General features: G+C 68.9%; 13 protein-coding genes. 10 read left to right on the plus strand and 3 right to left on the minus strand.

What is annotated here, in order from left to right:
* The first annotated feature begins 4 nt into the window (after positions 1 to 4).
* From IPG05_02890 to IPG05_02910, 5 genes are read left to right on the plus strand one after another with little or no spacing between them, the layout of a single operon-like run.
* Positions 5 to 931 carry a hypothetical protein gene (locus IPG05_02890; protein ID MBK6494041.1) on the plus strand — a complete coding sequence of 309 codons (927 nt, stop codon included), beginning with the start codon at positions 5 to 7 and terminating at the stop codon, positions 929 to 931.
* 1 nt (position 932) lies between these two features.
* Positions 933 to 2,870, plus strand: coding sequence for an ATP-binding protein (locus tag IPG05_02895; protein MBK6494042.1), 1,938 nt, complete (start codon positions 933 to 935; stop codon positions 2,868 to 2,870).
* 3 nt (positions 2,871 to 2,873) lie between these two features.
* The gene (locus IPG05_02900; GenBank protein ID MBK6494043.1) at positions 2,874 to 4,058 is read left to right on the plus strand and encodes an exonuclease SbcCD subunit D; all 1,185 of its coding nucleotides are present in this window, start codon (positions 2,874 to 2,876) and stop codon (positions 4,056 to 4,058) included.
* A gap of 1 nt (position 4,059) precedes the next feature.
* Positions 4,060 to 6,474 carry an SMC family ATPase gene (locus IPG05_02905; GenBank protein MBK6494044.1) on the plus strand — a complete coding sequence of 805 codons (2,415 nt, stop codon included), beginning with the start codon at positions 4,060 to 4,062 and terminating at the stop codon, positions 6,472 to 6,474.
* The gene (locus IPG05_02910) at positions 6,461 to 7,423 is read left to right on the plus strand and encodes a GNAT family N-acetyltransferase (protein ID MBK6494045.1); all 963 of its coding nucleotides are present in this window, start codon (positions 6,461 to 6,463) and stop codon (positions 7,421 to 7,423) included. Before IPG05_02905 ends, IPG05_02910 begins: the two co-directional genes overlap by 14 nt.
* 8 nt (positions 7,424 to 7,431) lie before the next feature.
* Here the strand turns inward: IPG05_02910 and IPG05_02915 are convergent, their stop codons facing one another.
* Positions 7,432 to 9,072: an alpha-D-glucose phosphate-specific phosphoglucomutase gene (locus IPG05_02915; GenBank protein MBK6494046.1), complete on the minus strand. Its 1,641-nt coding sequence runs from the start codon at positions 9,070 to 9,072 to the stop codon at positions 7,432 to 7,434.
* Positions 9,073 to 9,319: 247 nt separating this feature from the next.
* On the opposite strand from IPG05_02915, the gene IPG05_02920 reads away from it, so the two are divergent.
* Together IPG05_02920 and aroH are read left to right on the plus strand one after the other, a co-directional pair.
* On the plus strand, positions 9,320 to 9,877 hold the full coding sequence (locus IPG05_02920) for a prephenate dehydratase (protein ID MBK6494047.1): 558 nt from the start codon (positions 9,320 to 9,322) through the stop codon (positions 9,875 to 9,877).
* A gap of 14 nt (positions 9,878 to 9,891) precedes the next feature.
* Positions 9,892 to 10,299, plus strand: a complete 408-nt coding sequence (gene aroH, locus IPG05_02925; protein MBK6494048.1) for a chorismate mutase — start codon at positions 9,892 to 9,894, stop codon at positions 10,297 to 10,299.
* Here the strand turns inward: aroH and IPG05_02930 are convergent.
* Positions 10,289 to 10,453, minus strand: a complete 165-nt coding sequence (locus tag IPG05_02930; GenBank protein ID MBK6494049.1) for a hypothetical protein — start codon at positions 10,451 to 10,453, stop codon at positions 10,289 to 10,291. The two genes, aroH and IPG05_02930, sit on opposite strands and share 11 nt — an antisense overlap.
* Positions 10,454 to 10,737: 284 nt before the next feature.
* Here IPG05_02930 and IPG05_02935 point away from each other — a divergent pair, with 284 nt between their 5' ends.
* The 3 genes from IPG05_02935 (at position 10,738) to IPG05_02945 (ending at position 12,611) form a co-directional block, all read left to right on the plus strand.
* Positions 10,738 to 11,157, plus strand: a complete 420-nt coding sequence (locus tag IPG05_02935; GenBank protein MBK6494050.1) for a 6-carboxytetrahydropterin synthase — start codon at positions 10,738 to 10,740, stop codon at positions 11,155 to 11,157.
* On the plus strand, positions 11,154 to 11,849 hold the full coding sequence (locus IPG05_02940) for an SDR family oxidoreductase (protein ID MBK6494051.1): 696 nt from the start codon (positions 11,154 to 11,156) through the stop codon (positions 11,847 to 11,849). Before IPG05_02935 ends, IPG05_02940 begins: the two co-directional genes overlap by 4 nt.
* 186 nt (positions 11,850 to 12,035) lie before the next feature.
* Complete coding sequence (locus tag IPG05_02945; protein ID MBK6494052.1) at positions 12,036 to 12,611, plus strand: hypothetical protein; 576 nt, start codon at positions 12,036 to 12,038, stop codon at positions 12,609 to 12,611.
* An 82-nt stretch (positions 12,612 to 12,693) separates the two neighbouring features.
* Here the strand turns inward: IPG05_02945 and IPG05_02950 are convergent, their stop codons facing one another.
* Positions 12,694 to 13,401, minus strand: a complete 708-nt coding sequence (locus tag IPG05_02950; GenBank protein MBK6494053.1) for a PEP-CTERM sorting domain-containing protein — start codon at positions 13,399 to 13,401, stop codon at positions 12,694 to 12,696.
* Between the last annotated feature and the right edge of the window lie 115 nt (positions 13,402 to 13,516).

Consider the following 13,516-nt stretch of genomic DNA (forward strand, 5'->3'; position numbering starts at 1 on the left):
ACCGATGCCCGGAAGTCCCTTCACGCCGCTCCGCCGACGACTTGCCCTGGCCGGAGGTCGCCCCGCCGACCTCCCCGCCGAGGCGGCACAAGGGCGCCGCGACCAGGCCGGCTATCGACCGAGCCGTCTCCTCGACGGGACTCTGGCGCACCACTCGATCGGCGAGCCGGTTCCGTGGCAGGAGCCGGTGGCCTTTCTCGATGGCACCCAGCATGTCGAGCTGCTCGGCTACGTCGGCACGATGCCGATCGTCGCGGCGGTGGTCCGTGCCGCGGTGCGCCATCGCGAGGCGCGCCGAACCCACCTCGCCGTGCAATCTGTTCGGCGGATTGTCATCGGTCGAGCCGAGGCGTTTGCAACACTGGGCGATGCACTGGCCGGGCACGAGGTGCTCACACTCGAGGGAGAGGAGTCGCCGCATCCGATCCGTGACCTGGAGCGCGCGCATGCCGTGGTGGACCGCACCCGCGGGGCGCTGGAGCTGTCCGTGGCGCGCGCCTTCCGCGCGATCGCCGCGGAGACCTGGTTGCTCGTCGATGGCACGCTCACCGTCAGTCCGGAGTGGAGCAGTGATCCCCGGATGCTCGGCATCGTGAAGAGCCACGCCGTGCTCCCCTTCGAGGGGGAGGCGCTCGAGCAGTATCTCACGCTGCCGGTGGGGCACCGGACATCGCTCTTCCAGCCCGGCTCCCGTGACGTGGCGCCGGTGTACGCCTGGGGTCTCCGGCTGCACGCCTTTGCCGGGCGCGATCTCTTTCACGGACTGGTGCGCATCGAGGCGGCAGCGACCGAGACGACTCGGCAGACGGTCGATACACTCTCCCGCCACCTGCTCGCCGAGCGGGCGCCGCTGGCGGCCGATCCGCGTGCCGATCGGCTGCTCTACGGGATTCACGACGTCGAGCGCTTCCTCCGCGCCCAGGGTGGCTGAGATGACACTGCTTGGCCGAGTGGTCGCGACCGAACTGCGGCCCAGCACCCCGCATCAATTTCATTTCTGGACCGCGGCCGACGCGGTGCTCGGCATCGGTGCGATCGTCCGGGTCGAGGGCGAAGGGCGCGTGGTCTTCGGCGTGGTGACCGAGGGCTTCGCCTACGCCGACCTGGCCCGCCCGCTCGACGCGGTGATCGGCGCCGACGGCGATCCGGCGCAGGCGGGTCGGGAGCCCACGCTCCGCGCGGAGATCCGCCTCTGGAGTGCCGCGGTGCTGCGCCAGCTCCCCGAGGAGCCGATGCAACCGGTGCCGTTCGGCGCCGTCACCGCCGCGAGCGATGCCGATGTCCAGGTGGCGCTCCGCATGGACGCGTACGTCCGCCCCGGCGCGTCGACCGGCATTCCGATCGGGGTGTACACGGGCGGTGGACTCTCCGCGCCAGTCTTCCTCGATGCCGACTTCCTGCTCGGGCCGGAGGCGGCGCACCTCAACATCACCGGCGTCTCCGGCCTCGCGACCAAGACGAGCGCCGTCAACTTCCTGCTGACCTCGCTCTTCGAGACCTTCCCGACCAGCAAGGGGAGCGTCGCGGCGATCTGCTTCAACGTGAAGGGGCCAGACCTCTGTTTCCTCGATCAGGCCGCGCCGCTCGGCGAGGCGGACCTCGCGCTCTATCATCGCCTCGGTCTGCACCCCGCGCCATTCACGGACGTGACGGTCTTCGCCCCGTACAAGGCCGACGGCGTCAACCTCAACACGCTGCGCAGCAACCCGGCGATCACCGATCGGGTCGAGCCACTGGTCTGGGGGCTGCGCGAGGTGCTCGACTACGCCGAGGTGCTGCTCAACCGCGATGATGTCGATGCGAAGGCAGGTGCCTTCATCGATTTCCTCGCCGAGCGGGTCGTCGGGCGGAAGTTCGAGGCGGAGGAGCTGCGCGGTGCACCGTTCGAGGTGATGACCTTCGCAGACCTCGACGAGTTCTTCCGCGCGATCTTCGACTACCTCGAGGTGAAGTCACGCGGCAGCGAGGTCTGGCGCACGCACCACGCGGCCACCATCCGCAAGGTGCGCAACCGCCTCGGCAACATTGCCACGCGCTCGAAAGGGCTCGTCACCGACGACGGCCCCGCGAATGACCTGCCGTGGGGCGCCTTCCGCGATCGCTCGGTGACGGTCGTCGACGTGGCGGGTGTCGATCCGCTCGCCCAGGATCTCGTCTTCGCGCGGGTCATCTCGAAGCTGCGCGAACACCTCGAGCGCCGCGATCTCGGTGTCGATCATGTCGTGGTCTTCGTCGACGAGCTCAACAAGTACGCACCGATCGACGGCCCCGAGACGTACGTCAAGAAGATGTTGCTGGACCTCTCCGAACGCGGCCGGTACCTTGGTCTGGTGCTCTTCTCGGCGCAGCAGTTCCGTTCGCAGGTGTTGCGTCGCGTCACCGGCAACGCGGGGACCACCGTCTATGGACGGATGGACAGCGATGAACTGGCGCTCCCGGGCTATGCCACCTTCTCGCCGGCCGTGAAGGCCAAGCTCGCCGCCCTCTCGAAGGGTGAATTGCTGGTGCGTCATCCGCACTTCACCCAGCCGGTCTTCGTGCGCTTTCCGCGCCCGGCGTCTTTGTCGGGGCGTGAAGGAATCGAACGATTCCCGCCAGCGGCGGACCTCCCCTTCGCCGATGCCGTGATCCAGCGACTGCGGGCGCTCGACCCCGTGATCGGCGGCGACGCCGTCCGCGCGGCGATCGAGGGCCGTCCGGAACACGAAGTGCGCCGCGCCCTCGGCGCGACCACGCAGCGCCGACCGGACGACGTCATCGCGTTCTTCCGTGGTTGCCTGCGCCGCAGCATCGCGTCCGAGTCGACCGCGCCTCCGCGTGGCGTCACCCCACTGGCGCGTGACGACGCCGATCCCTTCTCTCCGTACTAGTCGATGCGGATCGCCCACGTCGCGGACCTCCACCTCGGTGCCCGGCAATACCACCGGCTGACGGCGCGCGGCCGCAATCAGCGCGAGGTCGATGTCGGCACGGCGTTCGTGCGGGCGGTGGACGCGATCCTCGCCGAACGACCTGACGTGGTCCTGGTCGCGGGCGATCTCTTCCACGCGGTCCGACCGAGCAATTCCGCGATCCTGCTCGCCTATCAGCAGTTTGCCCGGCTGCGGCGCGGCCTCCCGGAGGCGCCGGTCATCGTCATCGCCGGGAACCACGACACGCCACGGTCTTCCGACACCGTCTCGATCTTCGGGTTGCTTCACGAGTTGGGCGTCCACGTGGCACACGACTCGGCCCGCCGCTTCGACTTCCCGGCACTCGACCTCTCGGTGCTGGCAGTGCCCCACGCGGCACTCTTCGAGGTGCCGCGCCCCGCGCTCGAGCCGGCCGGTGACGCACGCCATCAGGTGTTGATGACCCACGGCGAAGTCCCGGGGCTCTTCGGAACGCTCGATCGCTCGATGGCCGAGGCCGGCGGAGCACATCTGGACGACGCTGACCTGACGCGCAGCGGCTGGTCGTACGTGGCGCTGGGCCACTACCACGTCCAGCACGAGGTGCATCCGCGCGTCTGGTACAGCGGCTCGCTCGACTACGTGTCGCCCAATCCGTGGGGGGAACTCCGCGTCGAGGCGGAAGAGAAGATCAGCGGCAAGGGCTGGCTGCTGGTGGATCTTGCGAAGGGCACCGTGGCGCGGCGGCCGATCGAGGCGCCCCGGCGCATTCTCGACCTGCGCGCCATCGAGGCGAAGGACCGCACCGCCGCGGAGGTCGACGCGATGATTGCGGCGGCGGTTGCGGCGATCCCGGGCGGTCTCGCCGATGCCGTGGTGCGTCTGGTCGTGCGGGACGTCGAGCGGGTCGTGGCGCGCGAACTCGATCATGCGCCGATCCGGGGGTGGAAGGCGGCCGCGTTGCATTTCCAACTCGACCTGCGGCGGCCGCTCCCGGCCGACCGGCGCGAGGAGTCAGGAGCGCCGGGTCGGCGGCAGACGCTTCCCGAACTACTTGAGTCGTATCTGGCGCACCGGCCACTCCCGGCCAGCGTCGATCGGTCAAGGTTTGTCGCTGAAGGACTCGCCCTTCTCGAGGCTGCCGAACAGGCAGCGGTGGAGGGCTGAGATGCAATTGCATCGGCTGCGGCTGGTGAATTTCCGGCAGCATGAGCTGACCGAGATCGCCTTTGCGCGCGGCCTCACGGGGATCATCGGCGCCAACGGCGCCGGCAAGACGACGCTCCTGGAAGGGATCGCCTATGCGCTCTACGGTGTCGGGGCTGCTCGTGGCACCCGCGACACGCTCAAGCGCCGGGGCGCGCCGCCGCGCTCCCGCTTCGAGGTGGAACTCGAGTTCACGCTCGGACTGCACCGCTTCCGGATCACCCGCGGCCTGACTGCCGCGGAGCTCCACCAGGACGGCGCGGTCATCGCCAACAGCACCGTCGCCGTGACCGAGCGGGTGCAGGCACTGCTGGGGATGTCGCGCGACGAATTCTTCAACACCTACTTCACCGGCCAGAAGGAACTGGCGGTGATGGCGGCGATGGGTCCGACCGAGCGTGCGCAGTTCCTCTCGCGCGTGCTCGGCTACGAGCGATTGCGCGATGCGCAGGATCGCCTGCGGGAACGACGCGCGGCGTTGCGCGCCGAACTCACCGGGATCGAGCAAGGACTCGTGGATCCGCAAGCGCTGGCCACCGAGGTCGCCGCCGCCGTCCTGGCGGTGACCACCGCCCAGGCCGCGCGTGAGCAGGCGTTGGCGGCCGAACAGGCCGCCACGCAACGTCTGGCGGTCGTCGCACCGGATTGGACGGTGACCGAGGCGAAGCGGCAGGCATGGCAGCGCATCGACGGTGAGCGTCGCGTGGCCGAGGGAAAGGTGGCTGCAGGTCGGGCGCGCTTCGAGGCGCTCGACCGGGAGTTGGTGACCGCGCTGCGCGCCCAGACGCGCCTGGCGGAGCTGGCTCCGGTCCTCACCGAGTGGCAGCGACTGACCGAGGAGCGAACCGGACTCGAGCAGGCCGCGCTGGCCTACACGGCACGGTCGCGGGCGGCCGCACAGCGGGACCAGGGTCGGCAGCGCATGGCCCAGGTGGCCGCGCAGCTCCTGTTGCTCCCGACCGACGAGGCTATCACGGCGCTGGCGGCCGCGCGGGCCGAGATCCTCAATTCCCTGGAGCAGGGCGACAAGCAGCTCGAGGAGCGACGGACGCGGTGGACGCAGGATGTCCAGGAAGCGCGGACCAAGCTCGAGGGCTATCGCGATCGCTACCGAGATTTGAAGGACCAGCGGACGGCCGTCGAGGAGCGCGGACCGGACGGGCCATGCCCCACCTGCGGGCGCGCGCTCGGCAAGGACTTCGCCGGGCTGCTGGAGCTGCTCGGACGGCAGATGGAAGAGGTTGAAACCGACGGCCAGTATTTTCGGAAGAAGGCCGATCAGCTCGCGGAAGAGCCGACCGAGGTCAAGGAGCTTGAGGAGCAGCGCGCGCGACTCGAGGGTGAATTCCGCGCGCGCACCGAAGCGCTCGGGCAGCTCCGCGAGGGGCTGAAGCAGCGTACCGCCCTGGAGCGTGAACAGGCGACCCTCACCATCGACCTCGCGCGATGGGACGCAGAGCTCGCCGGGCCGGCGGCCGAATACGATCTCGCGCGCCACGACGCGGTGCGATCGCGCCTCGCCGACCTCGAGCCGCTGCGGAAGGAGGCCGATTTGCTGGCCGGTTCGGCCGCGCGCGCCGAGACGCTGGTCCATGACGCCGCCGTGGCGGAACAGCAGGCCACCGGGGCAGAGAACGAACTCGCCACACTCGATCAGCTGCTGGTGGAGCTCGCGTGGGATCCCGAGAGTCACGCCCAACTGGCGGAGCGCGTGCGCGAGGGCGAGGCAGCACTTCAGGGGGCCCGTGTCTCGGTGGCTCGTGCCACGGCGGATCTGGCCGGCGCGGAGCGGATGCGCGATAGCGGACTGCAGCGGCAGGCCGATCGGGCAGTCAAGGCCGAGACGGCGCAACGCCTCGGGGTCGAGGTCACGATGCTGCAGGAGCTCGACCGGGCGTTCGGCGATCTCCGCACCGAACTGAACCTGCAGATGCGCCCCGAACTTTCCGACCGGGCTTCCACGCTGCTCCGTGACCTCACCGCGGGTCGCTACGCCGACCTCGAGCTTGATGAGAGCTATGTGGCCACGATCGTCGAGGACGGCGAGGCCAAGCCGGTCATCTCGGGCGGCGAGGAAGACGTCGTCAACCTCGCCCTGCGACTCGCCCTCTCGCAGATGATCGCTGAGCGTGCCGGTCAGCCGCTCTCGCTGCTGGTCCTCGACGAGGTCTTCTCGTCGCTCGACGAGGAACGCCGCGCGAGCGTGCTCGACTTGTTGCGTGCGTTGGCGGATCGCTTCCCGCAGGTCATTCTCATCACTCACCTCGAGGGAATGCGTGATGCCTTCGATCAGGTCATCCGGATGAGCTACGATGTCGAGCGACGCGTGAGTACGGCGCGCGAGGAAGTCCTGGAGGCGGGCGATGTGGCGGCCTGACCGGACGGTGCGTGGGCCGGAGCGAGCCACCCTCGCCGACATCGAGGAGCTCAATCGGCTCTTCTCGGACGCCTTCACCGAGCGCTATCGCCGCGACGGCCTCTCGGGGGTGCGCGTCCCGTATCTCAATCCGGTGATCTGGGAATACGCCATCGAGGATGCCGCCGACGGCGCGCTGGTCTGGCGCGATGGCCGCAGCGAGCTCATCGCCTTCGCCATGGTGCATCGCTCCGGGAGCGAGGGGTGGATGGGGCCGCTGGCCGTGCGCCCGGATCGTCAGGGGCAGGGGCTTGGGCGGCAGGTGGTGCGATCGGGCGTGGAGTGGTTGCAAGCACAGGGGGTGCGGACGATCGGCCTCGAGACGATGCCCCGGACGATCGAGAACATCGGCTTTTACGCCGGGCTCGGCTTCCTCCCCGGCCACTTGACCATCACACTGCAGCGTCGCGATCCCCGCCGGCGCGGTCCATTGACGACGCGACTCGGCGAGGTGGAATCGGCCAGGCGCACGGCAGTCCTCGCCGAGTGCCGCGCGCTCTCGTCACAGGTCGCCGCCGGCGTCGACTTCACTCGAGAGATGGTGCTGACCATCGACCTGCGACTCGGCGACGCCACCCTCCTGCGGAGCACCGATGGCACGCTGCGCGCCTTTGCACTCTGGCACACCGCGCCACTGGCGCAGGGCCGGCCACCGGAGGAAGTGCGGGTGCTCAAATTGGTGGCGCCGGACACCGAGACGGCGGGGGAATTGCTCGCCGCCGTGGAACGGGAGGCGGCAGCAATCGGCCTGCCGGTCGTGTCGGTCCGCTGCCAAGGCGCGCAACAGTCGCTCTTCGCGTTGCTGGTGGCCGAGGAGTACCGCGTGCACTGGACTGACTTGCGATTGACCTACACCGGGCATGCGGAGCCGCCGGTGCAGGGGGTGTTGCTCTCGAATTGGGAGATCTGAACGACCCCTCAGGTGATGACGCTCGGCGCCGGGCGACCAGTGTGCGTCGCGATGTTGGTCACCGTCAACGCCACCGCAATCACCGATGCCAACTGGCTTTGCACGTCGTCCGTGACCCGCGGTGTCCCGCTGCCAACCTGCTCGAGATAGAGCCGGATGGTCGCGCCTCGCGTGCCCGTGCCGGAGAGCCGGACCACGATGCGGGCATCGCCGTCGAGCAGCAATCGAATGCCCTGGGCGGTCGCCGTCGAACCGTCGACCGGGTCGGTGAAGGCGAAGTCGTCCGCGGCGAGAATGGTGCGGCCGGCCACGACCGTCCCGGGAAGCGTCGCCAACCGCTCCCGCAGCGATCCCATCACCGCGTCACCCGACGCGGTGCTGACATCCTCGTAGTCATGGCGTGAGTAGTAATCCCGGCCGAAGCGCTGCCAATGCCCTTCGAGGAGTTCGCGCACCGATTGCCCGGTCGCGGCGAGGATGTTGAGCCAGCACAGCACCGCCCAGAGGCCGTCCTTCTCGCGGACGTGGGAGGAACCGGTGCCGAAGCTCTCCTCGCCGCACAGCGTGATGCGCCCGGCGTCGAGCAGCGAGCAGAAGAACTTCCACCCGGTTGGCGTCTCGTAGCAAGGAATCGCGAGGGCGGCGGCCACCCGGTCGACGGCCCGTGACGTGGGCATCGAGCGGGCGACGCCGGCGAGTCCGGCGGCGTAACCCGGGAGGAGCGGGAGCTGCGCCGCCAGCACGGCGAGTGAGTCCGATGGGGCCACATACGTCCCGCGGCCAACGATCATGTTGCGGTCGCCGTCGCCGTCCGAGGCGGCGCCGAAATCGTACTCGCCCCGGTGCATCACCGCCTCAACCAGCTCGGCAGCATGGACCAGATTGGGATCCGGGTGCTCGCCGCCGAAATCGGGCAGCGGGGTCCCGCGCACCACGCTCCCGGCTGGCGCGCCCAGGCGCCGCTCGAGCAGCTCGACGGCGTAGGGTCCGGTCACGGCGTGCATGGCATCGAACTGCATCGTGAAGCCGCGGGCGAAGAGCGCGCGAATCGCCGCGACATCGACCAGCGATTCCATGAGGGTGGCATAGTCCGCGACGGGGTCGACGACCTCGACGACCATCGGGCCGAGGTGCTGCTCGCCGAGGCGGTCGATGGCAATGTCGTCGTGCTCCACCATGGTGTATTCCCGCAGCGCCGTGGCGCGATCGGCGATGGCGTCGGTGATCGCCGGCGGGGCAGGGCCGCCGTTCTCCCCGTTGTACTTGATGCCGAAGTCGCCGTCGGGGCCGCCGGGGTTGTGGGAGGCCGAGAGGATGATCCCGCCAACGGCGCCGCGCAGGCGAATGAGGTGCGACGCGGCCGGTGTGGAGAGCAATCCACCCTGGCCGACGATGGCGCGCTCGACGCCCCATGCCGCGGCGAGCTTGAGGATTTGCTGGACCGCATCGCCGACGAAGGTGCGGCCATCGCCGCCGAGGACGATCGTGGCCCCGTGTCGGGGCACCGCTTCGGCCAGGATGGCTGCGGCAAACGAGGCGAGATAGTGGGGCTGGCGAAATTCGGCCGTCGGCCGCCGGAGTCCCGAGGTACCGGGCGAGCGCCGACCGAAGTCCGGGGCGACGTGGGTCACGAAGCGGGGGGCGAGCATCGGCGGTCCGGGTTGGGGGATTCCACCACCAATGAATAACCACCCCTTGACGCCGCGGCGGCCGGGTGGGTAACGTGGGACATGACTCGCGCCGCGATGTTTTACGCCTTTGCCTTTACCGCCTACCTCACCGAGGGGGCCGGGCACCGGCGTTTGCGCTAGGACGACGCGCAGCACGAGTGATCCGGCGGCCCCCTCGGAATCCGAGGGGGCCGCTTCGTTTGTGTCCCAGTCTCAGGAGCCACGCATGACCCGCATTGCCTACCAGGGCGCCCCCGGTGCCTACAGCGAACTCGCCGCTCGCACCCTGTATCCCAAGGCTCGCCTGGTGCCGACCGCCGACTTTGCCGGGGTGGTGCGCGCGGTGGCGAGCGGCGCCGTGGATCTCGCGATTCTCCCCGTCCGGAACAGCGTGATCGGGCGTGTCGTCGAGGCGCAGGACGCCCTCGGCGCCGTGTCGGGTCTCACCGTGGTCAATCAGCTGACCTTGCCGGTGCGGCACTGCCTGATGGCGCTCCCCGGGGCCGACCTCGCGACGCTTCGCTGGGTGGAGAGTCATCCAGCGGCGCTGGCGCAGTGTGCGCGCTGGCTGTCGTCGCAACGCCTCACGCCGCGTGCCGTGGCCGACACCGCGGGGGCGGCCCAGGCGATCGCCACCGACCGGGACTACAGCCGCGCGGCGATCGCCGGTGTGGAGGCCGCGTCGCACTACGGCCTCGCGATCATCGCCGAAGGGATCGCCGACGCAGCCGACAATCGCACCGATTTCGTGGTCGTCGCGGTCGCGGCGCGGGCGGCCGCATGACGCTCCGACGGCTGATGGCACGGGCCCTCGGGTTCCCCGCGGTGCGGGCCATCCGCGGCGCGATCACCGTACCGACGGACGACGCCGACGCGATTCGCGAGGCGGTGATCGAGTTGCTCGACGCGGTGCGGCGCGAGAACGCCCTCGCCGACCACGAGGTGATCAGCGCGATCTTCACCGCGACGGCCGACCTCTCCGCCGCGTTCCCCGCCGAGACGGCGCGCGCCGCCGGATGGCATCGCGTGCCGCTGCTGTGCACCTCGGAAATCGCGGTGCCGGGATCGATGCCGCGCTGCCTGCGGCTGCTGGTGCATGTGGAGCGAGTCTGGGGGCGGCGCGAGGTGCGCCATGTCTATCTGCGGGAGGCGACGCGGCTGCGGCCCGATCTGGTCGAGCCGGCCCTCGCGGTGCTCAGCGCTTGACCGGGGTTCCCGGCGAGAGGCGCACGATCCCGCGAATGATGCTGATGACGCCCGCGGCGAGCGCCAGATGAATCAGCCCCGTGGTGGGCTGCACGACGAACTGCAGGAAGCCCCAGAACGCGATGAGCAGCAGGCCGGCAGCGAGTTCGAACACGGGGGTGTCTCGGGGGTATGGGATTGTTGACGCCCTTCCGGCGCCATCGTATTATAACCGGTGGCCGGACGGTGGCGGGGAGCCAACGTTTCGAGCCAACAGGTCCGAGGATGGGCCCACATTCCAGGTCCGACGCCACGCCCCTTGGGGGAAGACGGACGACAGGGAGAGGGCGCCAAAAGTGTCTCCACGGGCTTCGAAATTCTCTATCCCCGCCATCGTTCGACCATCCGGCGCCGCCTCCCCGAGGTAGCGCCGTTCGCATTTCCTCCCATGGACGCCCCATGCCGCACGCCACCGTGGTTCGCCGCGCGCACTTCAACGCCGCCCACCGGCTGCACAACCCGGCCCGCTCCGACGAGTGGAACCGGGCCACCTTCGGGCCGTGCAACAACCCGAACTACCACGGCCACAATTACGAAGTGGAGCTCTGCGTCGCGGGGCCGATCGATGCCGACACCGGGTACGTGGTCGACGTGGGCCATCTGACCACGCTCTTCGACGAGCACGTGCACGCGCACTTGGACCACCGCAACCTCAACCTCGATGTCCCGTGGTTCGCCGAGCGGCTCGCGTCGGCCGAGAACATCGCGGTCTACATCTGGGAGCAACTCGCGCCGCGCATTCCTGCCGGCCGCCTCGTGCGCGTCCGACTCTGGGAGACGCCACGCAACTATGTCGAGTACGAGGGGCCCAACGCATGACTGACGCTGCGACCCGACCGCTGGCGCTGGTGACCGGCGCCTCGCGCGGCATCGGTGCGGCCACCGCGACGGCCCTTGTCGGGGCGGGCTATCGGGTGATTCGCATGGCCCGGTCGCCGATGCCTCCGCTGGCACACTGCCACGATGTCGCCGCCGACCTCGCCGACCACGCCACACGCTCGGCCGCGCTGACAACGCTCGTGCACGACCTCGGCATTCCCGACGTGGTGGTGAACAACGCCGGCTCCTTTCTCCTCGCGCCACTCGAGGAGAGCAGTGACGCGCTGCTCCGGGAGCAGCTCGCCATCAACCTCGAGGCGCCGTTCGCCGTGGCGCGCGCCTTCCTCCCCGCGATGCGGTTGCGCGGCCACGGGACCCACGTCCTCGTCGGCAGCATCGCCGACTGGCGGGCGTTCCCCGAGAACGCCGCCTACTCGGCGTCGAAGTTCGGTGCTCGAGGACTGCACGAGGTCCTGCTGGAGGAGATGCGCGGGAGCGGCGTCCGCTGCACCCTCGTCTCGCCCGGACCGACCGACACCTCGATCTGGGACCCGATGGACCCCGACGTCCGCACCGACCTGCCCAGCCGCGCCGAGATGCTCCGTCCGTCCGACGTCGCGGATGCGATCCTCTTTGCGGTCGCCGCGCCGAGGCATGTGCAGATTGAAGTGATCAGGTTGGGGGCAAGCTAGGTGACCAGTAACCAGTAACCAGTAACCAGTAACCAGTAACCAGTAACCAGTAACCAGTAACCAGTGACCAGTGACCAGGCATGACACGGTCACACGTCACAGATCACAGGTCACAGGTCACAGGTCACGGGTTACTGGTCACGCTTCACCGTTCACCGTTCACCGTTCACCGTTCACCCAACTCCCATGCACATCGAACTCACCGACCATCTCCGCTGCCCCGAACCGCACGACGAGGCCTTCCTCGTGCTGCTGCCTGGCCGCATGGATGGACGTCGCGTGATGGCCGGCGAGCTCGGCTGCCCGATCTGCCAGTGGAGCACCACGTGGGACGACGGCGTGCCCGACTTCGGCGGTGGCGTGGTCGCGGCCGGCGATCCGCCCTGCGATGCGTCTGCCCTGGTGGCCATGCTGGGTATCGAAGGCGCAGGAGGGTGGCTGGCGCTGGCCGGGACGATGGCCGGACTGGCGGCCGAGGTGGGTGCACTGCTCCCCGGGGTCGGTGTAGTGGCGATCAATCCACCGGAGGGGCTGCGGCCGGAGGGTGGTGTGCAGCTGCTGCGCAGCGGACGATGGCCCCTCAAGCGGCATGCGTTGCGCGGCGTGGCGCTTGGGGGAGGGGAGATGCCGTGGGTGGAACAGGCGATCGGCTCGGTCCTGCCCGGACTGCGTGCGGTGGGGTCGGGTCCCAGGCCCGCGGAGGAGCCGAGTCGGGAACTGCTCGCCGAGTCGGATGCGCTCTGGGTCCTGCGCTGCCGGTAGCGATCCACACGGATGCAGAAAGAAGGGCGCCGCGATTGTGCGGCGCCCTTCTTCAGTAAAAGTTCTCCTTTACCGCACCAACCTAGGCGACCGAGTTCTTCCGACGCCGACGGGCCGCCGCCATTCCGACGAGGCCGGTAGCAAGCAGCGTCATCGTTGCAGGCTCGGGAACAACTTCGTTCGGCGTCGAGGTCTGGTCCCACGCCAGCCACATCCCGTCCGTCTGCCCATCACCCCAGAGTTCGAATTGCATCCAGGTCGCGCCTGAAGCGACCGGTACGCTGAAGTCCGCGGTGCAGGTCCCGTTACCAGAATTCCAGATGCCGTCGCCAGTGCGGCAGAACCCGAAATAGTTGTTGACCGAGTTGTTGGTCGCGCTCTGGTTGTACAGGCTGACCGGGGCAAGCGTGCCACCGTTGCTGAACTGGAAGCTCTTCAGGATGTTGTCCCAGCCCATGGAGAACGCCATGGAGCCAGCACCCAACGCGGCACCGAAATCATACCGAAAGAGGTACTGGTAGCGGTTGTTGGCGTCAGTCAGGTGGTTGTAGTCGCCCTGCCCACCGGGGCCGCTGAAGTTGGTCCACGCGCTGATCGTCTGCGTCGAGGGATCGTTCGGCTGCCACACGGACGGTTGGCCACCAGGCGCATACACGCCTTGAAAGCCCGACCATGAGGCGGTGTTGGTGTTGTAGATGTTCACCGACCAGCCGCTGCCGCCAGTATTGTTCTGGGCCGCCGCGGGCGACGCGATCGCCAATGCAGAGAGGGTGAGGAACAGTCGTGACACTCGCATTGGAGCTCCGCCAGGGAAGGGTTGCCTTGACCCTGTGCACACCGTATGCCGACCGCTCGTGCGAGTGTAAAGCGTTGACTGGAAGGGACTTGTCGGCACTGACAAGCCG

The sequence above is a fragment of the Gemmatimonadota bacterium genome (assembly GCA_016704275.1).
Classification (GTDB): Bacteria; Gemmatimonadota; Gemmatimonadetes; order Gemmatimonadales; family GWC2-71-9; genus Palsa-1233.

Coding starts and splice junctions, on each gene's coding strand:
- aroH (MBK6494048.1), top strand. CDS start 9,892: ATGGCACGGGCCCTCGGGTTCCCCGCGGTGCGGGCCATCCGCGGCGCG.
- IPG05_02915 (MBK6494046.1), bottom strand. CDS start 9,072: ATGCTCGCCCCCCGCTTCGTGACCCACGTCGCCCCGGACTTCGGTCGG.
- IPG05_02945 (MBK6494052.1), top strand. CDS start 12,036: ATGCACATCGAACTCACCGACCATCTCCGCTGCCCCGAACCGCACGAC.
- IPG05_02920 (MBK6494047.1), top strand. CDS start 9,320: ATGACCCGCATTGCCTACCAGGGCGCCCCCGGTGCCTACAGCGAACTC.
- IPG05_02940 (MBK6494051.1), top strand. CDS start 11,154: ATGACTGACGCTGCGACCCGACCGCTGGCGCTGGTGACCGGCGCCTCG.
- IPG05_02900 (MBK6494043.1), top strand. CDS start 2,874: ATGCGGATCGCCCACGTCGCGGACCTCCACCTCGGTGCCCGGCAATAC.
- IPG05_02905 (MBK6494044.1), top strand. CDS start 4,060: ATGCAATTGCATCGGCTGCGGCTGGTGAATTTCCGGCAGCATGAGCTG.
- IPG05_02890 (MBK6494041.1), top strand. CDS start 5: ATGCCCGGAAGTCCCTTCACGCCGCTCCGCCGACGACTTGCCCTGGCC.
- IPG05_02910 (MBK6494045.1), top strand. CDS start 6,461: ATGTGGCGGCCTGACCGGACGGTGCGTGGGCCGGAGCGAGCCACCCTC.
- IPG05_02895 (MBK6494042.1), top strand. CDS start 933: ATGACACTGCTTGGCCGAGTGGTCGCGACCGAACTGCGGCCCAGCACC.
- IPG05_02935 (MBK6494050.1), top strand. CDS start 10,738: ATGCCGCACGCCACCGTGGTTCGCCGCGCGCACTTCAACGCCGCCCAC.